The sequence below is a fragment of the Sinomicrobium soli genome (assembly GCF_003285545.1).
Taxonomy (GTDB): Bacteria; Bacteroidota; Bacteroidia; order Flavobacteriales; family Flavobacteriaceae; genus Sinomicrobium.
Genome location: NZ_QLNV01000008.1, coordinates 1 through 23406, shown reverse-complemented (window position 1 = coordinate 23406; position 23406 = coordinate 1). Strand labels below are relative to the sequence as shown.

General features: G+C 49.6%; 20 protein-coding genes and 1 tRNA gene. 8 read left to right on the top strand and 13 right to left on the bottom strand.

From position 1 onward, the window contains the following. The first annotated feature begins 19 nt into the window (after positions 1 to 19). Positions 20 to 3751: an AAA family ATPase gene (locus DN748_RS11670; protein WP_112372012.1), complete on the top strand. Its 3732-nt coding sequence runs from the start codon at positions 20 to 22 to the stop codon at positions 3749 to 3751. A 44-nt stretch (positions 3752 to 3795) separates the two neighbouring features. Here DN748_RS11670 and DN748_RS11665 read toward each other — a convergent pair whose 3' ends face one another. The 8 genes from DN748_RS11665 to pyrR all read right to left on the bottom strand — a co-directional run bounded on the left by DN748_RS11665 (position 3796) and on the right by pyrR (position 11186). After that, positions 3796 to 4689, bottom strand: a complete 894-nt coding sequence (locus DN748_RS11665; RefSeq protein ID WP_112372191.1) for a Ppx/GppA phosphatase family protein — start codon at positions 4687 to 4689, stop codon at positions 3796 to 3798. A gap of 89 nt (positions 4690 to 4778) precedes the next feature. After that, the gene (gene ppk1 / locus DN748_RS11660) at positions 4779 to 6881 is read right to left on the bottom strand and encodes a polyphosphate kinase 1 (RefSeq protein WP_112372011.1); all 2103 of its coding nucleotides are present in this window, start codon (positions 6879 to 6881) and stop codon (positions 4779 to 4781) included. Between the two features lies 1 nt (position 6882). Beyond that, positions 6883 to 7368: a SixA phosphatase family protein gene (locus DN748_RS11655; protein ID WP_112372010.1), complete on the bottom strand. Its 486-nt coding sequence runs from the start codon at positions 7366 to 7368 to the stop codon at positions 6883 to 6885. Between the two features lie 56 nt (positions 7369 to 7424). Further along, a complete protein-coding gene (pdxH, locus tag DN748_RS11650) occupies positions 7425 to 8072 on the bottom strand; it encodes a pyridoxamine 5'-phosphate oxidase (RefSeq protein WP_112372009.1) in 648 nt (215 codons plus the stop codon). Between the two features lie 177 nt (positions 8073 to 8249). Continuing rightward, positions 8250 to 9155 carry a ribonuclease Z gene (locus tag DN748_RS11645; RefSeq protein WP_112372008.1) on the bottom strand — a complete coding sequence of 302 codons (906 nt, stop codon included), beginning with the start codon at positions 9153 to 9155 and terminating at the stop codon, positions 8250 to 8252. 128 nt (positions 9156 to 9283) lie between these two features. Beyond that, the gene (locus tag DN748_RS11640) at positions 9284 to 9619 is read right to left on the bottom strand and encodes a ribonuclease Z (RefSeq protein ID WP_112372007.1); all 336 of its coding nucleotides are present in this window, start codon (positions 9617 to 9619) and stop codon (positions 9284 to 9286) included. A gap of 3 nt (positions 9620 to 9622) precedes the next feature. Beyond that, positions 9623 to 10552 (bottom strand): aspartate carbamoyltransferase catalytic subunit, encoded by a 930-nt coding sequence (locus DN748_RS11635; RefSeq protein ID WP_112372006.1) that lies wholly within the window; start codon positions 10550 to 10552, stop codon positions 9623 to 9625. Between the two features lie 94 nt (positions 10553 to 10646). Next, positions 10647 to 11186, bottom strand: coding sequence for a bifunctional pyr operon transcriptional regulator/uracil phosphoribosyltransferase PyrR (gene pyrR, locus DN748_RS11630; RefSeq protein WP_112372190.1), 540 nt, complete (start codon positions 11184 to 11186; stop codon positions 10647 to 10649). A 225-nt stretch (positions 11187 to 11411) separates the two neighbouring features. Here pyrR and DN748_RS11625 point away from each other — a divergent pair, with 225 nt between their 5' ends. Beyond that, positions 11412 to 13586, top strand: a complete 2175-nt coding sequence (locus tag DN748_RS11625; RefSeq protein ID WP_112372189.1) for an endonuclease MutS2 — start codon at positions 11412 to 11414, stop codon at positions 13584 to 13586. Positions 13587 to 14124: 538 nt separating this feature from the next. Here DN748_RS11625 and murA read toward each other — a convergent pair. From murA to DN748_RS11610, 3 genes are all read right to left on the bottom strand, one after another. Next, entirely contained in the window at positions 14125 to 15435 is a 1311-nt protein-coding gene (gene murA / locus DN748_RS11620; RefSeq protein WP_112372005.1) for a UDP-N-acetylglucosamine 1-carboxyvinyltransferase, read from the bottom strand. Between the two features lie 77 nt (positions 15436 to 15512). Continuing rightward, the gene (locus DN748_RS11615) at positions 15513 to 16166 is read right to left on the bottom strand and encodes a DUF4290 domain-containing protein (protein ID WP_112372004.1); all 654 of its coding nucleotides are present in this window, start codon (positions 16164 to 16166) and stop codon (positions 15513 to 15515) included. A gap of 111 nt (positions 16167 to 16277) precedes the next feature. Beyond that, positions 16278 to 16565 carry a DUF493 family protein gene (locus DN748_RS11610; protein WP_112372003.1) on the bottom strand — a complete coding sequence of 96 codons (288 nt, stop codon included), beginning with the start codon at positions 16563 to 16565 and terminating at the stop codon, positions 16278 to 16280. A 181-nt stretch (positions 16566 to 16746) separates the two neighbouring features. Here DN748_RS11610 and DN748_RS11605 point away from each other — a divergent pair, with 181 nt between their 5' ends. From DN748_RS11605 to DN748_RS11585, 5 genes are all read left to right on the top strand, one after another. After that, positions 16747 to 17307 (top strand): AAA family ATPase, encoded by a 561-nt coding sequence (locus DN748_RS11605; RefSeq protein ID WP_112372002.1) that lies wholly within the window; start codon positions 16747 to 16749, stop codon positions 17305 to 17307. Positions 17308 to 17385: 78 nt separating this feature from the next. Beyond that, positions 17386 to 19302: a RecQ family ATP-dependent DNA helicase gene (locus DN748_RS11600; RefSeq protein ID WP_112372001.1), complete on the top strand. Its 1917-nt coding sequence runs from the start codon at positions 17386 to 17388 to the stop codon at positions 19300 to 19302. A gap of 21 nt (positions 19303 to 19323) precedes the next feature. Next, on the top strand, positions 19324 to 20271 hold the full coding sequence (gene fmt / locus DN748_RS11595; protein ID WP_112372000.1) for a methionyl-tRNA formyltransferase: 948 nt from the start codon (positions 19324 to 19326) through the stop codon (positions 20269 to 20271). Positions 20272 to 20457: 186 nt separating this feature from the next. Then, positions 20458 to 20730: an HU family DNA-binding protein gene (locus DN748_RS11590; protein ID WP_112371999.1), complete on the top strand. Its 273-nt coding sequence runs from the start codon at positions 20458 to 20460 to the stop codon at positions 20728 to 20730. Between the two features lie 131 nt (positions 20731 to 20861). Further along, a complete protein-coding gene (locus tag DN748_RS11585) occupies positions 20862 to 21422 on the top strand; it encodes a YqgE/AlgH family protein (protein ID WP_112371998.1) in 561 nt (186 codons plus the stop codon). Positions 21423 to 21497: 75 nt separating this feature from the next. Here the strand turns inward: DN748_RS11585 and DN748_RS11580 are convergent, their stop codons facing one another. Together DN748_RS11580 and DN748_RS11575 are read right to left on the bottom strand one after the other, a co-directional pair. Next, positions 21498 to 22355, bottom strand: a complete 858-nt coding sequence (locus tag DN748_RS11580) for an aminotransferase class IV (RefSeq protein ID WP_112372188.1) — start codon at positions 22353 to 22355, stop codon at positions 21498 to 21500. Between the two features lie 55 nt (positions 22356 to 22410). Beyond that, positions 22411 to 22794, bottom strand: a complete 384-nt coding sequence (locus DN748_RS11575) for an START-like domain-containing protein (protein ID WP_112371997.1) — start codon at positions 22792 to 22794, stop codon at positions 22411 to 22413. Positions 22795 to 22945: 151 nt separating this feature from the next. Here DN748_RS11575 and DN748_RS11570 point away from each other — a divergent pair. Then, positions 22946 to 23019: transfer RNA gene (locus tag DN748_RS11570), tRNA-Met, on the top strand. Positions 23020 to 23406 lie beyond the last annotated feature (387 nt).

The following is a 23406-nucleotide window of genomic DNA, read 5'->3' as shown; positions in this document are numbered from 1 at the left end:
TTTAACCCAATCCAGTCACATGAAAATACTCAGTGTCCGCATCAAGAACCTGGCTTCCCTCGAAGGGATAACGGAAATAGATTTTACCGGGGAGCCCTTGAAATCGGCAGGGATCTTTGCCATTACGGGACCTACCGGGGCCGGAAAATCTACCATTCTCGATGCGCTGTGCCTGGCATTGTATGCGAAAACGCCCAGGTACAGAACCGCAGAAGGCGGAATAGACATCAACGACGTAGGGGACAATACCATAAAACAGGGCGATGTACGGGGAATTCTCAGGGACGGTACCTCCGACGGCTTTGCCGAAGTTGACTTCGAAGGTGTCGACAAGCAGAACTACCGGGCCACATGGAGTGTAAGAAGAGCTTACAACCGGACAGACGGAAGCCTGCAACCGTTTCATATACACCTGAAAAATATCAGTACCCATACCGATATCCCGGGGCGAAAGACTGAAGTGCTGGAGGAGATAGAGCGGTGTGTAGGGCTTAATTTCGAACAGTTTACACGGTCTGTACTGCTGGCCCAGGGCGATTTTACAGCCTTTCTGAAAGCCGGAAAGGACGAGAAGTCGTCTTTGCTCGAAAAACTGACGGGGACCCATGTATATTCGAGGATCTCAAAACAGGTTTTTGAACACTACAGGGAGCAGGAACAGCTGTTGCGCGATCTCCGCATCAGGCAGGAGAACATCGCCATACTCCCATCCGAAGAGATCGCGAAGCTGCTGGAGCTCAAAAAGGAAAGCGAGGCCATGATCGGGGTACAGCAAAAGGAAGAAGCACTACTGGCCCGGGAGATCAACTGGCACGAGAGAAAGAAAGTACTGCTCGAGGAACGGGAAAAAGCCGGACAGGTCTACGAACAGGCCCTCCTGGCCCGGAAAGAAGCTGAACCAAGAGAACGGCAACTGGACAGGATCACCCAGTTTCAGGTCATAAAACCCACCGTGGACAACCTGAAATATACCAGGGAGCAATTACAATCGAAACATCAACAGCAGAAACTGATATCCGAAACCCTGTCAGCACTGGAACAACAGAAAAACAGGCTCGACAAACAATCGGACCAGGCGGTATCACAATTAAAATCCGCCCTTAGTACACAGGAAGAGACCCGACCGTTGATCGGTAAGGCCCGGGATGCCGATATCAGGATCGGCACCTGCCGCCAACAACTGGAAAAAGCAAAAAAGGAAAGCGAGGAGGCCGCCGGGAATCACAACAGGCAAAAAGAGAAACTGGCAACGCATACCCGTAATACCGAAGCCATACAACTCCGGGTAAATACACTTGATGCATGGAAAAAGGAACACCAGTCCAGGAAAACGGTGGCCGAAGAACAGCAGTTCATCATCTCCAAACTAAGGGATGCGGGCACACTGCTCCGGGACATGCACACTTTGCAATCGCAGCTGCAAAAACTGGAACAGCACCTGGAACAGGTCCGGGAAGATCACAGCCGCCTCTCCGACAAACAGAAGGCGTACCGGGACGGTTTGCAAGCCCTGGACAACCGTTGTAAAAAACTGCAGGATACCCTGTCACAAACCGATATTACAGCTCTTGAGGACCAACGGGACCGCCTCAATGCCACGGTAACAGACCTTGCATCTGCAGAACTGCAATGGAGTATATGGCATGGCCATTTACAGGACAGAGAAAGGATTGCCAAAAAACTGGATACGGCACGCAGCGAATACTCCGGTAGCCGGAAGAAGCTCTCGGCCACCACCCGGGAGCTGGAAAAAACGGGCATCGAATTCGAAACCTCCCGGAAGATCCTCGAAAAAGCAAGGCTGACCGTTGCGGAAAACGTAGACCGGTTACGGCAGAACCTGGCCCCCAGCGAACCCTGCCCGGTATGCGGAAGTACGGAACACCCCTATGCCACACATGCTCCCCTGCCCGACCAGTTGCTGGGCGAAATGGAAGCAGCCCACAAGACGGTAGAGAACCGCCACAGCGACCTGCTCGGTACATTTCACAAACTGGAACAGGCCGTGGCGCTCCACAAAAAAAATATCCCGGGCCTGGAAACAGAACTATCGTCTACGGACGAAAAGATACGCCGGGCAGAGGAAAAATGCCGGGATTTCAATTCCTATGCCGGACTGGTCGCCCTCCCGGAAGACCGGAGATCGGGATGGATAAAAGAAGAACAGGCCGCACAAAAAGGGAAACTGCAACACCTGGAGCGGCAGGTCAGGGACTATCACGCGGCCAGAAAGCAACTGGATACCGAAAAGGAGAAACTGGAGCAAAAGCGACCGGAGATCGCTGCTGTGGAAAATGCCCTGAAAGACAAGGAAAAAGAACGCTCTCTCTGTGAAGAACAACAGGCAACCCGGCAGCGGGAAAAGCAAAAACTGTCGGCAACACTTCAACAGACCAGGGAACTCCTCGACCCGTACTTTCCTTCGGAAGAATGGTACGGACATTGGCAGAACGACCCGGAGACCTTTATCCGCCGTATTACCGATTTTGCCGGGGAATGGAAGCAGCGTACAGAGGAACTGAATACCCGGCAGCGGGAACTGGAAGTAGCCAGAACCAGCCTGAAAAACCTGGAAGAGCAGTTAACCCTAACAGGAGAAACGGAAAAACGGAAGACAGAGCAACTGGCCGGGCTGCAATCGGAATACGACCAGATGCTCCGGGAACGCCGGTTGCTTCTCCAAGGCAGGTCGCCGGATGAAGTAGAAACTGAACTTGAAAAACGGGTAGCCTCGGCCCGGGAGGAGCAGGAACGGGTCAAGACGGCAGAAGACAAACTCAGAAACGACCTGACACGTGAGAACGCCCGGAGTGAAGAGGTAAAAAAAGAAACCGAAAGGCTCCGGGAACAGGAAGGCAGGTATATGAATGAAATAAGCTCATGGCTCGAAGCCCAGCAAGGGGAATACTCCGGGAAACCGGCGATGAGTGAACTGGAACCACTGCTCGGTTATTCGCCGGAATGGATCGAGGAAGAGCACAAGGCCCTGCGCCGGCTTTCGGATGCCGTGAACCAGGCTTCCTCGGTCGTTACCGAAAGACAGGAGGTACTGGACAGACACCACGCCCAACGCCCTTCGGAACGATCTCGGGAAGAAGTTACCGGACTGTGGAATACGGCCAGGAAGGTACAGGAGGAAAACAGGGTCCGTATCGCCGAGGTCGATTACAAGCTCCGGGACAACGAAACCCGTAAACAGGGACTCTCCCGGATTGTCAATGACATTGAAAAACAGCAGACCGTTACCGATAACTGGGCAAGGCTCAATGAGGTGATCGGGTCGGCAGACGGCAAGAAGTTCCGGCAGATCGCCCAGGAGTATACGCTTGACGTATTGTTGGGATACGCCAATGTACACCTGGAGATCCTGAGCAAGCGCTATGTATTGCAGCGCATCCCCGATTCGCTGGGGCTACAGGTACTCGACAGGGACATGGGAGATGAGGTCCGTACCGTATACTCGCTTTCGGGAGGGGAATCTTTCCTCGTTTCCCTCGCCCTTGCTCTCGGACTGGCCTCACTCTCCTCCACCCGGATGAAAGTGGAATCGCTGTTTATAGACGAGGGCTTCGGTTCGCTGGACCCGGCCACCCTGAACATTGCCATGGATGCCCTGGAACGTCTGCACAACCAGGGACGAAAGGTAGGAGTAATCTCACACGTCCAGGAAATGACGGAACGCATCCCCGTACGGATCAATGTGAGAAAGCAGCGAAACGGAAAAAGCAGGGTGGAAGTTACCGGATGGTAATGATACAGAACCTGACCGTGTTCCGCCGTGTTTCACAGACTACGCTATGAATTTTCACTGTAATAGAGCAGCTTGACAATACCGTCGGAAAGCCCGATCTTGGGCACGTGTATTTTCTTGGCCCCGCTCCACTTGGTGGCGGAGAGAAAAATACGCGTGGCCGGAATGATCACATCGGCCCTGTCCGGGTTGAGCCCGAGTTCCGAGATACGGTCTTCATAGCTTATACTCTGCAGGAACTGGTACTGTGCATTCAGCCAGATATAGGACAAGGGCACTCCCGGTTTCCTGCCGGACATCTTGTACAGCTTGTTGATATTGCCCCCCGAACCGATCAGGGAAAGGTTCTTGAGCTTGCGGGTATTGCTTCTTATCCATTTTTCGATCTCCTTCCATACATTCTCCTCCACCATCTCGTTCAACAGCCTTACGGTGCCTATCTTAAAAGATTTGGACACGGCGATCTTGCCGTGGGTAAAAATGGTAAATTCCGTGCTTCCTCCACCCACATCGACGTAGAGATACGATTTTTCACTGTCGATAAGCTGGTGGAGGTCGGTAGAAGCGATGATCGCCGCTTCTTTTCTCCCGTCGATAATTTCGATATGTATCCCCGATTTCTTCCCGATCTCTTCCGCCAGTTCATTACCGTTATTGGCCTCCCTCATGGCCGAAGTGGCACACGCCCGGTATTTCTCCACGCCGTGTACCTTCATCAGGAGCTTAAAGGCTTTCATGGCTTCAATCATCCTGATGGCATTTCCATCGGAGATCTCCCCTACCGTAAACGAATCCTGCCCGAGCCGGATAGGGACCCTCACCAGGGAGCTCTTCTTGAACTGCGGTTCTTTTCCTTCTTCTTCGATAACGTTATTTATCAGCAATCTTATGGCATTGGAACCAATATCTATCGCCGCAAATTTTCTGATCCTGATCATATATTTCCTGTTCCCGGCACTGTTGCCCCGCAACGCGGATCCGGACTGCCAGACCCGTGCCTGTTGTTATATAATACTCGTAATAATTCCTATTTCAGCTTGTGTAAATAATATTCATAGGTCGCTACCTGGGACCGTACTTCGGGATGTCCCTTCTTCCTGTAGGCATTGTCCTGCGCAACAGATATTACCCTGGCCTTTACATTATCGCTCCACCCGATCTCAAAGGTTTCGATCAGCTCCTTCCTGATATCCTCATCGTATACCGGGCAACTCACTTCCACCCTGAAATCGATATTCCGCGTCATCCAGTCGGCCGACGAGATATATACCATCGGGTCTCCCCCGTTCCCGAATATAAACAACCGGGGGTGTTCCAGGAATTTGTCCACGATGCTTATCACCTCGATATTCTCGCTCATACCCGGCACTCCGGGAATAAGGCAACAGGCTCCGCGGACAATCATCTGTATTTTCACTCCCGCCCTGCTCGCCTCGTACAGCTTGTCTACCATCTTATAATTGGTGATACTGTTCATCTTCAGCTTGATATACGCATCCTTCCCCGCCTTCTTATTGGCTATTTCCCGGTCTATCAGTTTGGAAAAAGTCTTCCCGGTATAATGCGGAGAGACCACCAGGTGCTTGTATTTTCGTATTTTGTAGGTGGTATCGAAAAAGTCGAATACCATATTCACCTCTTTCAGGATGGCCTGGTTAGACGTAAAAAGGGTGTAATCGGTATATACTTTTGCAGTCGATTCGTTAAAGTTCCCGGTACTGATAAAACCGTAGCGGCGGACCTTGTCTTTTTCTTCACGCTCAATAACACATATCTTACTGTGCACCTTAAGCCCCGGTACCCCGAAGATCAGTTTTACGCCCTCGCTCTGAAGCTGTTCGGCATATTCTATATTCGCCTCTTCGTCAAAACGTGCCTGTAACTCGATCTGTACCGTAACCTGTTTGCCGTTCTTCACTGCATTGATAAGGCTGCTGGTTACCTGGGAGTGCCTGGCCAGCCGGTAAACCGTGATCTTGATACTCTTTACCCGGGGATCGAGGGCGGCTTCACGCAGAAAACGTATCACATAGGCAAAGGTGTGGTACGGCGCGAACTGCAGGTAATCCTTTTGGGCTATTTTATCGAGCAGGCTTCCCTGCAGACTCAACTCGTTTACCGGCAGTGGCGGCGATTTCCTGTAGAGCAGGTCTTCCCTGCCCAGGCTGGGAAAATCCATATAATCCCGGCGATTGTGGTAACGCCCGCCCGGAATGACACTATCCGTATTGGTAATGCGCATTTTTTCCTTTAAAAATCCCAGGGTATCCTTACCGATCTTTTCGTCGTACACAAAACGGACAGGCTCCCCGATCTCCCTTCCCTTGACACTGCTCGATATCTTGTCGATAAAACTCTTGCTCAGGTCATTGTCTATATCCAGTTCGGCATCCCGCGTTATCTTGATCATGTGTGCCGAAAGGGACTCGTAACTGAAAATATTGAAAATCAGCGGCAGGCAGTACCTCACCAGATCGTCCAGCATGATGATATACTGCTTGTCCCCTTCCTTGGGCAGCACTACAAACCTGTTGGCATCCCTGGGGATCTCGATAAGTGCATAACGGGTTTCCCCGGTTCCGGGAGCAAGTATCCTTCGTATACCATGTTCCGCTCCTTCCCTCTTCATCACCATTTTAACCGCCAGGTAGGCCGCGCTGTCCTTCAGCAGGGGAAACTCGGCCAGCTCATTGAGGATAATGGTAACCAGTGCAGGACTTACCTTTTGCACAAAATAATCGGTAATAAACGCTTTCTGGGATTCGGAAACCTCCGTTTCATCAATAATCAAAATATTCTCCTTCTTGAGCTGCGACTCGATATACCGCAGTATTTCCTGGCTTTCGGCCTGCTGACGGATCACGATACGGGTAATATCGTCGAGCAGGTCTTTTGCCACTTCCCCTCCCAGGGCACTCTTCCCCTTTCTTCCGGCAAGGGCTATGCGTTTTACGGTAGCGTAACGGACCTTGAAAAACTCATCGAGGTTATTGGAAAATATCCCCAGGAAACGGAGCCTCTCGATCAGCGGAACACTTTCGTCCACCGCTTCCTGTAATACCCGGGCATTAAACTGTAACCAGCTCAGTTCCCTGTTTATATATTGATTCCTGATCTCTGTTTTGTTCATATTAACGCAAATGCTTTGGAAAGACCATCAGGTCTGTTTTACCATCCCGGATATCCGACCATCGCTCTACCCCGAAAGTGATCCGTACCAGCCCGCTGGTGGGAACATTATCGGTAAAGAGGTCTCCGAAATTATTGGAAACCGTGGTCAGGGCGTGATTGTGCCCGAAGATCATGATCTTGTCGTAGTTGTCGTCCACCGCCTTGACAAACCTGCCTACCGAGGCCCCGGAAAAGTCGTAAAGCTCGTCAGACAACCGGAGTTTGTCCCACGGAATACCCAGTGTCCTCATAAAAATGGTACAGGTGTGCAACGCCCTGTTTGCGGGACTGGAAAATACCATATCCGGCATTTCCATCCGGTCGCGTACATGCGATGACACTAAAAGGGCGTCGTTTATCCCCCTGTCCTTGAGCGGGCGGTCCTTATCCTGTACTTCGTGCTCCCAGGACGATTTGGCATGTCTGACGATGGTAAGTTGTTTCATAAGACCTGTGGTTTACGGCTTAGCCGATATAAGTATACACTTTTATTTGTAAAATATCAAGGCGCAAGGCGTTCCTTTTTCCAGTCGACCCCGTTTTCGAGTGTATATCTTATCCTGTCGTGCAGCCGGTTGGGGCGCCCCTGCCAGAACTCTACCGACACCGGGGAGACCAGGTACCCGCCCCAGTGCTCCGGACGGGGAATTTCCTTCCCCTTGTATTCCGCTTCAAGGTCTTTAAGAGCTTTCTCCAATACCTCCCGGCTTGCTACCACCTGGCTCTGGGGCGAGGCCAGGGCCCCGAGCTTACTTCCTTCCGGGCGCGATTCGAAATATCCGTCAGACAGATTCTCCGCCAGTTTCCCGGCAGTGCCCTTCACGATAACCTGGCGTTCCGTATTGGGCCAGAAAAAAGACAGGCAGACCTTCGGGTTGGCTGCAATGGCCTTTCCCTTTTCGCTGTGGTAATTGGTGTAAAACACAAAACCTTCATGTGTAAACCGCTTCAGCAGCACAACCCGGCTTTTAGGGTAACCGTCAGGCCCGATGGTCGATACTGTCATCGCGTTGGCTTCCTCCACTCCCCCGGCTTTCTCCACCTCGTAAAACCAGGTCCGGAACAACTCCATGGGACCGGCCGGGGTACTGTCTTCGGAAAGCTCCCGTTTTTCGTATGATTTCCGGTAATGACTCAAATCCTTTTGCATGGTATCTCTGTTTAGGAAAGATTTTATACAAAGATACCGTTTAGCCCGTAATACCCGGTTTTTGAGGGGGTAATTTATCGGAAAGATTTGAAATTCGGGGATGTGGAGACGGGGAGATTTCTTAACTCAGAATTCCATTTGAACCTGAGAGCCTGCAACTGGTGATTTTTCAGTTTTTCAGAATGTGAACACCTTTCCGTCGTCGGCGAGTTCCACGTTTTCGAAAACGGCCGCGGCCTCCTGGCGGAATCCTTCCAGGCCGGGGTACCGTATCGAATAATGCCCCAGGATAAGTTTTCCCACCCCGGCCATCCTGGCGATCTCTGCAGCCTGCCGGGCCGTAGAATGCCGTGTTGTCACGGCCAGGTCGCTGTGATCCTCGAGAAAGGTCGATTCGTGGTACAGCACATCCACATCTTCGATAAGCGGTACGATATCGGGCTTGTACATGGTATCGCTGCAAAAGGCATAACTTTTCGGGGCTGCGGGATCGAAGGTCAGCAGGGCATTGGCCACCACCTCGCCGCTATCGAGCCGTACGTCTTTTCCGTTCTTGATATTCCGGTAATAGCACCGGTCTATCCCGTACTCCTGCACCGCATCGATGTTGAGTTTCCGCTCCCCAGGTTTTTCCCGGAACACAAAACCGTTGGTGTACACCCTATGCCGGAGCGGAACCGTGTGTACTTCCACTTTTTCATCTTCAAAAATACATTCGGAATCCGCTGAGGACAATTCGTGAAAGATCAGCGGAAAATTGGTCCACGAATTCCCCAGTTTCAGCATCAGGGTTATGGCCTCCTTAATCCCCTTCGGGCCGTATATGTCCAGGGCTGCTTCTCTTCCCAGCAGTACAAAGGTGGATATAAGCCCGGGCAACCCGTAGAAATGGTCCCCGTGCAGGTGTGAAATAAAGATCTTCCTGATCCGGGCAAACTTCACACTGTGTTTTCTGAGCTGTACCTGGGTTCCTTCTCCGCAATCGATCAGGAACAGGTGGTTTTTTATTTCCAATACCTGCGAGGTCGGGTTGGTAAAAGCCCTCGGCGTCGCAGAATAACATCCCAGAATAGTAAGTTTCATTCGAAAATATATTAAAAGATGACCAGGACATTTCCTTCCCGGAAACAACCCGGTATCAGGCTACTCGCCGGCTCCTGCCCTTTTTTTGGGCTTTTCTTCGGTTCGCGGCCGTTCCGCAACAGGGATTCCTATAACCCCAGGTCGCGTTCTATTTCGTCCATTTCTATAATGTCACGGGCTTCCTGTAAGGTAGGTACCACTACCAGTTCGCCCGGGACTTCGTCGGGACTTATCTTATTGGTGACAATTACAAAGGACTTGTTGTTGCCGCGGTGTCTTGCCGAAATCCCGGTCAGTGCTCCGAGATCTGCTGCCTCCAGGCGGTCGAGAGAAAACAGGTTGACCACCAGGTGGTCGCTTGCCAGCTTGTCGTAAACCTCTTCCAGCCGCAGGCAAAAATCGTTCACTCCTCCCTTTTCGTGGGTTACGATCGTCGTATTATTGTTCTGTTTGTCAAAAATCATAGGCTAATTTTTAATCTTTGAAGCCAGCAGGTAAATAACGGCCATGCGTATGGCTACCCCGTTCTCTACCTGGTTCAGTATAATGGCCTGTTTGGAATCGGCCACATCACTTGTTATCTCGACCCCCCTGTTTATGGGGCCGGGGTGCATGATCACTATCTCCTTGTCGAGGGAATCCAGCAGGGCCCGGTCTACCCCGAACTGCTGGGTATATTCCCTGGTTGAAGGAAAATAGCTGATGTCCATACGTTCGTTCTGAACCCTGAGCATATTCGCCACATCGCACCATTGCAAGGCCTTGCGCAGGTCGGGTTCGACCTCTATCCCGAGGGTCCCGATATATTTGGGGATCAGGGTAAGCGGTCCGCACACCTTGACATTGGCTCCCTGCAACTTAAGTGCAAAGATATTGGACAGGGCTACGCGGGAGTGCAGTATATCGCCTACAATAACCACATTCTTCCCGGCGACGTCCCCCAGCCGCTCCCTGATGGAATAGGAATCGAGCAGGGCCTGGGTAGGATGCTCATGAGCTCCGTCCCCGGCATTGACGATACTGGCCTGAATATTTTGAGACAGAAATACCCCGGCCCCCGGATTGGGATGCCGCATGACCACCATATCCACCTTCATAGAGAGGATGTTGTTGACCGTATCGATAAGCGTCTCTCCCTTTTTTACGGAAGACTGGGCCGCCGAGAAATTGATCACATCGGCAGAAAGCCTCTTTTCCGCCAGCTCAAAAGACAGACGGGTACGTGTACTGTTTTCGAAGAACAGGTTGGCTATCGTGATGTCCCTCAGCGAGGGGACTTTTTTAATGGGCCTGTTGATCACCTCTTTAAAATGATCGGCTGTTTCGAAAATAAGCTGAATATCCGCCTCCTTGATATACTTGATCCCCAATAAGTGATTGACACTTAATTCGCTCATATTTTAGAGTTGTATTTTGTAATTTCGGGTACGGAGCCGTACAAGATGTTCCCGGCATGATGCCCGGTCTTTGCCCTTCCTGTCACGTCACCGCCTAATTATCGACCAGGTATATGACATCTTCGCCTTCATTCTCTTCCCACATCACCTTTACCTTCTCCCGGTTAATCGCATCCACCTGCCTGCCCCGGTAGTCCGGCTGAATGGGCAAATGCCTGCTGAACCGCCTGTCGATAAGCGTAAGCAATTCTATTTCCGCCGGTCTTCCGAACGACTGTATGGCCGTCAGCGCGGCCCTTATGCTTCTGCCGGTATACAGCACATCGTCTATAAAGACCACCTTGCTGTTCTCCACCAGAAAATCGATCTGGGTCTTATTGGCCTCCAGGGGCTTTTCCCCCCTTCGAAAATCATCCCTGTAGAAGGTAATGTCCAGGTATCCCAGCTGTATGTCCCTCACTCCGTATTCGTCCCGGAGCAGGCGCGCCAGCCTGTCGGCCAGGTATTTTCCCCTGGGCTGGATACCGATAAGCACGGTGTTCTTAAAATCGAGATGGTTTTCAATAAGCTGACAAGCCAGTCGATGCAGTATAATGTGAATTTCCCTGGAAGAAAGCAGAACTTTTTGACTCATGTTTCCCATCGTATTTCGCCTGTAAAAATACGGATTTATATGAAACTTACGGAGGCGGCATCCATTTATTTTACCTCGTAAACGGCAACCCGGACCCATCGGCCACAAATCTGAAACCTGTAAAACCACGGTCCACCGGACAGCTATTTTGCCGGGCATATCCATACTTTCCGTATCCTGATTATCTTTGCAATTCACTAAACCCGAACAATGACTACAGACACCATGCATAAGATCCACGGCAAAACCTTGCAGGACCTCGAATTCTCTACGGTATTATCCCATATCGAAGAGCGGTGTACCACCTCCGCGGGAAAAGCAAAAGCACCCGACATACTCCCGTTTGCCAAAAAGGAACTTTTGCTGGATGCCCTGCAACAGACTTTTGAATACGTCGCTTCCTTTGAAAACGACAACAGTATCCCCGGGCATTATTTCGACTCCATCGACCAGGAAATAAAACTGCTCGACATCGAGAACACCGTCATAGAAACGGGAAGTTTCAGGAAAATAGCAGGTATCTCCCAAACTGTTAACACCCATATCCTCTTTTTCAGGAAATTCAGGGAATACTACCCTACACTTCACAAAAAGGCAGAAAACATTTATCTCACCCGGGATATTATCGAAAAGACAGATGCCGTTATAGACCGTTTCGGAGAGATCAGGGACGACGCTTCCCCGGCACTGACCAATATCCGCAGGGCCATCAACGAGGTAAGGGGAAAGATCAACCAGAGCTTTCTAAGTGCCCTGCAAAACTGTAATGCCTCGGGCTATCTCGACGACATCCGGGAAACAGTGGTGGAAAACAGGCGGGTACTGGCCGTAAAAGCCATGTACCGCAAAAGGGTCAAGGGTGCCATTATGGGAAATTCCAAGACCGGGAGTATCGTATATATCGAACCCGAAACCACGCTGAAATATTCCCGGGAACTGGGCAACCTGGAATACGACGAAAAAGAAGAAATAAAGAAAATACTGCGGGAGCTGACCGATTTTTTAAGGCCCTATGCCCCGCTGCTGACGGCATACCGGGAATTTCTCTCGGATATGGATATTATCGCCGCCAAGGCAAAATACGCCGGCGACATGCATGCGGTATTGCCGGAAATTACGGAAGAGAAGGAAATTCGCCTTATCGATGCCTATCATCCGTTGCTCTTTCTCACGAATGCGCAGAAAGGAGAAAAAACCCATCCGCAAACCATTGCCCTGCACCGGGAAAACCGCATTATTGTGATCTCCGGGCCGAATGCCGGGGGGAAGAGCATCACCCTGAAAACCGTGGGGCTGTTACAGGTCATGCTACAGAGCGGTATGCTGGTACCGGTACACCCGAGAAGCACCATGTGCCTGTTCGACCGTATCCTGACCGATATAGGGGATAACCAGTCTATAGAAAACCACCTGAGCACCTATAGTTACCGCCTGAAAAACATGAACTATTTTCTGCGAAAATGCAATGCGCAGACCCTTTTCCTGATCGATGAGTTCGGGACGGGAAGTGACCCGGAACTCGGGGGGGCGCTGGCAGAAACTTTCCTCGAAGAATTCTATCACCGGGAAGCTTTCGGCATTATCACCACGCATTATGCCAACCTGAAAATGCTGGCCAACGAACTGCCGTATGCGTCTAATGCCAATATGCTCTTCGACAGCAAAAGCCTGGAACCGGTGTATCGCCTTATCATCGGGGAAGCCGGGAGTTCCTTTACTTTTGAGGTCGCACAGAAAAACGGCATCCCCTACAGCCTGATCAACAGGGCCAAGAAAAAGATAGAAAGGGGAAAAGTGCGTTTTGACGCTACCATAGCCAAGCTGCAGAAAGAAAGGAACAAAATGGAAAAAACCTCCCGGCAGCTGAAAGACGAGGAAGTACGTGCCCGGGAAGAGGCCAGCCGCCTGGAGGGGCTCAACCAGAGGATACAGCACAAACTCGAAAGCTACCAGCAGCTGTTCGATCACAACCAGCGCATGATATACCTCGGGAACAAGGTCAACGATATTGCCGAAAAATATTTTAACGACAAGAAAAAAAGGCCCCTGATCTCGGAATTCCTGCGGATCGTGGAAACCGAAAACAGCAAACGCAATCCCAGCCCTCCAAAGGCAAAAAAGAAAGAGAAACTACAGCAGGAAAAGCTGGTCAGGGAGGTGGAAAAAAAGGTAGAGGTGATCAGGGAAAAGAAAAAGAAGGAGAAGAAGGAAAATATCCTGAAGGAAAAAAACATCCCGAAACCGGTACTCAAGGTAGGCGATCGCGTCCGCATGCCCGAGGGAAAGGCAGTAGGCACTATCGACAGCATTGAAAAGAAAAAGGCCGTGGTCAATTACGGCATTTTTACCACCAATGTAAACCTGGACCAGCTCGAACTGGTACAGGCTGCTAAAAAGTAGACGGGAGGGGTAGTTGCAGATTGTCATCCTATGTTTGTAGTGGCTTGTCATTCACCTTCCCCTATGCTCGGGACAAGTTAGTCGGGGAGAAATCTCTTTTGAGCCGTTATGCTGTTGAAGTTCCTTTGGGCCGGGGCAGATATTCTTCACTACGTTACCCATGACGTATCTATCGTAAGTTACTCCGTCTCAAAGACTCCCCTCTTCAGATGAACCTGCCTGCCGGACAGGCTGGGAGGGGTGGGCAGCTACGCTGGCCGGGGAGTTTTGACAGGCCCGAACTTTGGCGTATATCCCCAAAGGTTTGGGATTATCCTTATGATCCGGGCTTTCAGAACCCTCCGTCTCATCGAAGATGAGCCACCTCCCTTCGTCTGAAGGGAGGAGTTATGTGTAGGTTTATCACATTTGATATATGATGACAAAAACGTCATCTCCATTGATGCGGTTGCTCAAATGTTAGTTCTCTGGATGACAATTTTCTACCGTTTTGTCATTTCCAAACTTTCAAACTACGAACTAACAACTAAGAACTAAACTAAGAAACCCGCTCTATATGCGCCCCTATGGCCTGTAAGCGGCGGTCTATGTGCTCGTAACCCCGGTCTATCTGTTCGATATTGTGTATGGTTGAGGTTCCTTTTGCCGAAAGGGCGGCTATAAGCAGCGCTACCCCTGCCCTGATATCGGGCGAGCTCATGGTGGTCGCTTTCAGCCTGGACTTAAAGTCATGGCCTATCACCGTAGCCCGGTGCGGATCGCACAAAATGATCTTGGCCCCCATGTCGATCAGTTTGTCGACAAAGAAAAGGCGGCTTTCAAACATTTTCTGGTGAATGAGCACACTTCCCCTTGCCTGGGTGGCCATGACGAGTACGATACTCAGCAGGTCCGGCGTAAACCCCGGCCAGGGTGCATCGGAGACCGTCAGGATGGAACCGTCTATATAGCTCTGTATCTCGTAACCATCGGTATGGGCCGGAATATAAATATCATCGTCCCTTTTCTCCAGGGTAATTCCCAGTTTCCCGAACACCCCCGGGATCTGGCCGAGGCTGCCCCAGCCCACATTTTTTATGGTCAGTTCGCTCTGTGTCATGGCAGCCAGGCCTATCCAGCTCCCGATCTCTATCATGTCGGGCAGCATGGTATGGGTGGTTCCGGACAGTCTCTCTACACCCTCAATAATCAGCAGGTTGGACCCCACACCGCTGATCTTCGCCCCCATCCGGTTCAGCATGCTACACAACTGCTGCAGGTAGGGCTCGCAGGCGGCATTGTAAATGGTTGTGGTTCCTTCTGCCAGTACGGCGGCCATCACGATATTGGCAGTACCGGTTACCGATGCTTCATCCAGCAGCATATATGTTCCCTGCAGGCGATCGGCTTCCACGCCATAGAAGTATTCTTCCCGGTTATACCTGAAACGGGCTCCCAGCCTGATCAGTCCTTCAAAGTGGGTATCCAGCCTTCTCCGGCCTATCTTGTCTCCCCCGGGTTTAGGGATATACCCTTTTCCGAACCTGGCCAGCAACGGCCCTACGATCATGATCGAACCGCGTAGCCCCCTGCCGTCTTCCTTAAACTGTTCCGATTGCAGATAGTCCATGTTTACATGGTCTGCAGTAAAGCGATAGGCTCCCTTTCCAAGTTTTTCGGTTTTGACCCCCAGGCTCTGCAACAGGCCGATAAGCTTGTTCACATCCAGGATATCAGGAATATTGTGTATGGCAACCGGCTCATCGGTCAGCAATACGGCACACAAAATCTGCAGGGCCTCGTTCTTTGCCCCCTGGGGAGTGATCTCCCCCCGAAGCGTATGCCCTCCTTCAATACGAAATATACCCATTAAAGATCAGGATTTTTGAAGTCCGTTATCAATATCGTATACGCCGAAATGATACCGGGACCACCATTAAACTGTTTCTAATAACGTTTCTTGTTCCTGTTATTATTGTTTTTGTTGTTGCGGTTGCTTTTCTGACCGGTTTTTCCGCTGTATTTGGATTTTCCCCGCATCAGGTCGTCGCTGTCCGACAGGTCTTCATCCCATTTGGCCAGGTTGATCTTGCCGTCACTGAGCTCGTAAAGATGTTCGAAGATCACTTCATCTTCCACGGTGTCCTTGTTCCAGTTCAGGAAGCTCTTTTTCATGTGGTTGGCAATGGTGAATTTCAGCCCTTCCTTGAGATCGCTCTCTTCCCAGCTATTGCACACGTCGATCATGCGTTTGATATTATTGCCGTAAAACCGGTATTTGGGGTGGTTCTGCGGATATCCCAGCGGATCGGGTTTCTGTTCCAGCAATTCCCTTTCCGGCCTGGGAAACGGGGAATCCACATCGAGTTGAAAATCCGAAATGATAAAAAGCTGATCCCACAGCTTGTGCTGAAAGTCGGGCACGTCCCTCAAATGGGGGTTCAGGTTGCCCATTACTCCTATAATGGCCCTGGCCACCTTGTTGCGCTCATCGCGGTCTTCAATGGCTACCGCATAATCTATCATCTTCTGAATATGCCTCCCATATTCGGGAATAATAAGCCTTTGGCGCTCTGTATTGTATTCTAAAGTGTCTGTCAAAATGTATATGATATTTAATTAATCCTAAAATGAAGTTTCAGACTGAACATCGGGAAGTCAATGATAACGGCCCGCAAAATAGTGATTTTTTACCACATAAGGAGCAGATGTCTAAAGAGATATCACTCCTTCCACCTTTCCGACCTCCTGGTATTTATCAATAACCGCATCGGCGCTCTCCATAACCACTTCTACCGAAACGGAAGTATACTTGCCATTGGACGATTTTCTCGTGTTGATCACCGCACCGGTATTGTCAAAAATCTGCTCTATTTCGGAGGTTTTCTCTTTGTCGGAAGGTACGATAAACTTGTAGAGGTACCTGGACGGCCAGGTGGTATAGTTCTCCAGCTCTTCCTTCAATCTCTTGTAAAACTGTTCTTCTTTCTCTGAAGCCATATATAATCTGTTATAATTTGGAATATCCTCTTTACGGGTTTGAGGCGATACCAATCAGGGGTTTCATTGGTATGATAAAACAAAGATACACTATCCGGGTAAATATGCCAGACCACATCGGTCAAAAACAAATTTCCATGTTACACCGGCTTTTGTTTATTTTGCATTTTCTGAAAACAATATGGCACAGACACATAAAATAGTTCTTACCGGGGGCCCCGGAACAGGAAAAACCACGGTAATGCACGAACTGGAACATCGGGGATACAATTGTTTTTCCGAAATTTCGAGGCAGGTTATCCTGGAAGCGAGAACACTGGGCATAGACCAGCTCTTTCTGAACGATCCGTTACTGTTCAGTCAGAAACTGATCCAGAGCCGCCAGCGACAATATAACGAAGCGGGCAAACAGGCTGCGGAAAAGGTCTTTCTCGACCGGGGAGTACACGATGTCATCGCCTATATGCACTATGCCGAAGCCGATTACCCTCCGTCCTTTGCCGAAACCTGCAGGCAATGCAGGTACGACACGGTATTCCTGTTCCCTCCCTGGGAAGCCATTTACGTATCGGATAACGAGCGTTATGAAGATTTCGGGCAGGCCAGGGCTATTCACAATTTCATAAAATCTGCCTATATTGCATACGGGCATCACCCTGTGGAAGTACCGACAGGTACGGTTAAGGACCGGGCGGATTTTATCCTGCACACCTGCGGCAACCACAGTCCGGGCATGATGTAAGTACGCTATTGGTCCGGGTGGCGTATATACAGGTCCCGAAGTGCCGTAACAACATCTATAACAATGTATAATTAATCCCTGAGCACCACGACAGAACCACTGCACATATTACAGAAGTATTGGGGGCACGAATCTTTCCGGCACCCCCAGCGACAGGTCATCAATGCCCTTGCAGACGGCCGGGATGCCCTCGTATTACTGCCCACCGGCGGGGGAAAATCGGTCTGTTTCCAGGTTCCGGCCCTGGCCGGAAAAGGCATCTGTATCGTAATATCTCCGCTCATAGCCCTGATACGCGACCAGGTAGAAAACCTGAAAAGCAGGGGCATAAAAGCCGCCGCACTGACCGGCGGAATGCCATACGGGGAAGTAGACACTACCCTGGACAACTGTATATACGGAAATTACAAATTCCTGTACCTCTCCCCCGAAAGATTACAGCAGGAACTGGTTATAGAACGCCTGAAACAGATGCCGGTAAGCCTGATAGCCATCGATGAGGCACACTGTATATCGCAATGGGGAAACGATTTCCGGCCCGCCTACCGCAATTGCGGCATTCTTAAAGAAATGTTTCCCGATGTACCTCTGGTGGCGCTTACGGCTTCCGCAACCGGAAAGGTTGTCGACGATATCCTGGAAAATCTTCATATTCAGGATGCAGCGGTATTCAGGAAATCTTTTGCCAGGCCCAATATAGCTTATATGGTATTTGAGGAAGAAGACAAGTTATACCGTCTTCTCCGGATATTGCACAAAAACCCGGAGTCTTCCATTGTATACGTACGAAACAGGAAGGCCACCGTTGAAATATCGGAACACCTGAAAGCCAACGGCATTACGGCCGGTTTTTTTCACGGGGGCATCCCCGCTGCCGATAAGGAGGAAAAACTGCGCCTCTGGCTGGGCGGGAACATACAGGTCATGGTAGCGACCAATGCTTTCGGCATGGGGATAGACAAACCGGATGTCAGGACCGTAATCCATATGAACCTTCCGGAAAACATGGAGAGCTATTACCAGGAAGCAGGAAGGGCGGGAAGAAACGGCGAAAAGGCATTTGCCGTAATACTGAAACATCGCGGGGATGAGTCAGTACTGAAAAAGCAGTTCCTGGAACAGCTGCCGGACACTGCATTTGTAAAGCTGATATACCACAAGCTGAACAATTATTTCCAGATCCCCTACGGAGAAGGGGAAAACACCGAATTTTCCTTTAATTTCAACAGTTTCTGCACAACCTACCGGTTGAGCCCGCCACGTACGTACAACAGCCTGAAACTGCTCGACAGGAATTCCGTGATCTCGCTTTCGGAGCAGTTTGGCAGAAAAACAACCCTCCGGTTTACGGTATCTTCGGGAAGGCTTTTTCACTACCTGGAGAAGAATCCCGGAGCGGCTCGGGCCACCCAGGCCATCCTGCGAACCTATGGTGGCGTATTTGAAGGCGAGACCCGTATCGTACCGCAACTGATCGCAAAAAAACTGAACACCCCGGAGAAGGAAATACTGACTGTCCTGGAACAGCTGGAAAAAGACGGGATAATCGCCTACCAGGCCGAAAACACCGATGCGAGGATCACCTTTCTCGTACCGAGGGAAGACGATATAACCATCAATATGATCGCCAGGGAGATCAAAAAGCAGAACCGCCAGAAGCAGGAAGAAATAGCTTCCGTAATACGGTATATCAGTGACAACAAGACCTGTAAAAGCCGGCAGATACTGTCTTACTTCGGGGAGACAGATACTCCGGATTGCGGTATATGCTCGGTATGCGTAAGCCATAAGAACGACCGTATTCCGGCCGGAATATGGAATATCATCGCGGAAGAAATTCTCAAGATGCTGAAAACAGCGCCCCTGAGCTCCAGGGATCTGACCGAAACACTTACCTTCAGGGAACAATATATCCTCCGGGTACTGAAGGGATTGCTCGAAGAAGGCAGAATAAGTATTAACGACAAAAACCAATACCAGGTAAAACCTGATTGAAACCGATAAAAAACAAGACGTATGCGAAACCTCAATATTGTTTTTATGGGAACCCCCGATTTTGCGGTGGAGAGCCTGAAAATACTTGTAGAGAACAATTATCGTATTGCCGGCGTGGTTACCGCCCCCGACAAACCCGCGGGGAGAGGGCGAAAACTGCAACAGCCGGCGGTCAAGAAATATGCCGTCTCACAGCACCTCAGGGTCCTTCAGCCTTCGAACCTCAAGGATCCCGGCTTCCTGGACGAATTGAGTGCCCTGAATGCCAACCTGCAGGTAGTGGTCGCCTTCAGGATGTTGCCCCGGGAAGTCTGGCAGATGCCCGAATTCGGCACCTTTAACCTTCATGCATCACTGCTGCCCGATTACCGCGGGGCAGCCCCCATCAACCGCGCCATCATGAACGGGGAAACAGTGACCGGGGTCACCACCTTTTTTATAGATGACAAGATCGATACCGGCGAGATCATCATGTACGACAAGACCGATATCGCTCCTGATGATAATGCAGGAGCCCTGCACGACAAACTCATGACCATAGGGGCCCGGTTGGTACTCAATACCGTACAGGCCATTGCTGAAAACAGGGTACGTCCGCAGAAACAGCGCGAACCCGAAGTATTAAAGAAGGCCGAAAAGATCCACAAGGAGACCTGCAGGATAGACTGGGATCGCCCCATCGGGGAAATATACAATCATATACGCGGTTTGAGTCCCTATCCGGGGGCGTGGACCGTATTTGATGATCGCGGGGAAGAGATCCCAGTGAAGATACTGGATGCGGTGATGGAGGTTACCTCCCATAATGAACCGGAAAAAAAGCTTATCAGTTCCAGGAACAGCCTTAAGATCCCTGTAAAGGGGGGGTATATTCACCTGCGGGAAGTACAGCTTCCGGGAAAGCGGAAAATGGCGGTTTCAGACCTGCTCAACGGCTATACTTTCAGCACGGAATGTACTGTAAACTAAACTCATGCGGTTGTACAAGCTTATTTACCGCAGAAAAAACTTACACGTTATCAACAATTTTTCGAAGTTATTAACAAAAAGGGGGATTTACCCCGGTTTTACTTGCGTTATAACGAAATCCGTATAAATTTGTGTAACCTTTTAAACGATGTTTAACCAACAATTAATTTTTAAATTCTTAATATTATGAACAAAACGGAATTAATCGATGCCATGGCTGCTGATGCCGGTATCACCAAGGCTGCAGCAAAGAAGGCTCTGGAATCTTTCCTGGGAAGCGTTGAAAAAACGTTGAAAAAAGGAGACAAAATATCCCTGGTAGGATTCGGTTCATGGTCTGTTTCCAAAAGAGCAGCCCGTGAAGGACGTAATCCCCAAACCGGAAAAACCATTAAAATCGCAGCCAAAAAAGTGGTTAAATTTAAAGCAGGGGCAGAATTGAGTAAGGCCGTAAATTAGTCAGTCCCTTTAAAATACATGTTCGGAACACCTGCCATGCGGGTGTTTTTTTTATCATTTACTCCCACTTTCCCTGTCGGAAAATTTGTTTTTATTGATTTTTTCTTTAGATTTAGGGGAAAGAAGTGCCTATGATTGCCTTAAAACCCAAGAAAGGACATCTGCTGATAGCCGAACCCTCCATTATAGGTGATGTGTCGTTTAACAGATCTGTAGTACTGCTGGCCGAACACAACGAACAGGGTTCCATAGGGTTTATTCTCAACAAACCCCTCGCCTTTCGCCTCAATGACATTGTTCCCGGTATAGACCGGCCTCTCAAGGTATATAACGGGGGCCCCGTAGAGCAGGATAACCTGTATTTCATTCACAGGGTCCCGGAGCTTATATCCAACAGTATCGAAATATCGCACGGCATATACTGGGGCGGCGATTTCGAAGTGATCACGGGGCTGATAAACAACGGGGACATCAAGAGTGGCGATATCAAGTTCTTCCTGGGCTATGCAGGATGGGAAATCATGCAACTCGAGAAAGAGTTGCAGTCCAATTCGTGGATAGTTGCCGAGAACACCTATAAAACCAACGTCATCAGGAAAGCGGCCTCTTCCTTCTGGAAAGAGAAAATGATCGAATTCGGAGGAGATTACCTCCTCTGGTCCAATGCGCCTGAAAACCCCAATCTGAATTAAAAGTTACTAAGTTATTGAGTTATTAGGTTATTGAGTTGCCTGAATAACACATTAACCCAATGACTCCAAGGGCATTTACCGGTTGTCTCCTCCGAGGCGGACGTGAAGGTTGAGTTTTGCCAGAAGGTTACGGCTCACACCGGTGGCAAACCGTTTCTTCCTATAAGCCGATACCGGACAGATACCCCTGATGACATTCGTGGTAAAGAGCTCATCGGATTTCTGCAGTTCGAAAGGCGATACCGAAGCTTCTTCCAGGGTGTAATCTTCCATTTTTGATATGATCCCGATCAGCTGTTTCCTCAGGACACCATTAATACAACCATCGCTCAACGGCGGTGTTTTGATCGTGTTTCCTTTTACCAGGAAGATATTCCCGTTAATAGCCTCCACCACATTTTTCTTTTCGTTGAGCAGCAAACAGTTGTCATACCCGTTTTCATCGGCGTAAACGGAAGCCAGCACATTGATAATCCGGTTGTTGCTCTTGAGCGTGGAAAGCAATCCCGAACTCACCCAGTGATCCTTAAAAAGTTCAACGGTTTCCCCTTTCTCTTCCAGGGTATAAAAAGGATTTTTTAAAGGTGCCGTCTCTATCACGTATTCCACTCCTCTCGACTGCGGAAGATAGAGCCCTCCCGGTTTCCTGTATACCCCGAGGCGAACCCTAACCGCTGCGGTATTCAGGCTGTTCTCCGAAATGGTCCGCCCTATTTCGCCTTCCAGGTATTCCATCGTAAAATTCATGGGGATCTCCATACGCAGTATCCGCATGGAGGCCATCAGCCTCAGGTAGTGCTCCTCCCAGAAGAATATTTTGGAATTGACCACCCTTATCGTCTCAAAAAGTCCGTCGCCATAACGCCAAGCCCTGTTCTGCTGGTTCAGGAAAAGGGAGGTGTCAGGCAGTAGTTCACCGTTAAAATTGATCATAAAAAAACCCCGAATTAAATTCAGGGCAAATATACTGGTTAATGCACAAATATCATTACGCAGAACCGAGAACATGCTTGAGATCCGCGATCTGGTTTTCCCAGAGCATCCTGGCCTCGTCCAGTTCGTCTTCTTCGGTAAAATCCGTGATCATCAGGGATACGTCCTTGGTAATCTCGTCTACTACGATCTTAAATTCGAAAAACGAGTCATCCTCGACCGCAACCCATTTGAACTTTACGGATTCACCGCTTTTCTTGCGGACAAGTTTGGCCTTTTCTTCACTGTCGTCCCATATAAACGTATACATTTCTCCCCTTGAATTCACATTGTCGGCAAACCATTCCGACAATCCCGACGGGGTCGATATATATTGATATAAAAGCTGGGGAGAAGACTGTATCTGAAACTCGAGTTCGTATTTTATTTTGTCCTGCATATCTGTTCGTATTTTGAGTTGGACAATATAACCATTTCTCCCATAAAACCTAAATTTATAGTATAAAATATTTTTTCCCAAAGGTGTTTGTCATACCCGATTTTGTTTCTATATTTGCAGCCGCTAATCGGAGTTTATCCCCGATGAAGATGGCGAGGTAGCTCAGGTGGTTAGAGCGCAGGATTCATAACCCTGAGGTCACGGGTTCAAATCCCGTCTTCGCTACTCGGTAATGACAAGGCTTCCGGGAAATCGGGAGCCTTTTTTCATGTTGGGTACTGGGGGAATTCTCAAAACCCATATACCTGCCTCATATTAATAACCTTCGCGGTGGTGATTTTTATTTGAGACCTTTGAAGATATCTGCAATTTCCGGGTTATCAGAGACTATCCCAAGGTTTCCATCCCGATCCAATGCTTCCACACCACTTTCGTCATGGTTATAAACATTTGTGACACCGGGATCTTGAGCTACCATTGGACTTCCGTCAAAAACCTTATAACCATTCTTACCGAAATCTACCGCGCGTACATAGTATCCGTCCGTCTAAGTACATCTTTCCCGGTATAGTATAGTGTTCTAATTTTGACCACAAAACGAACGATGTCTAA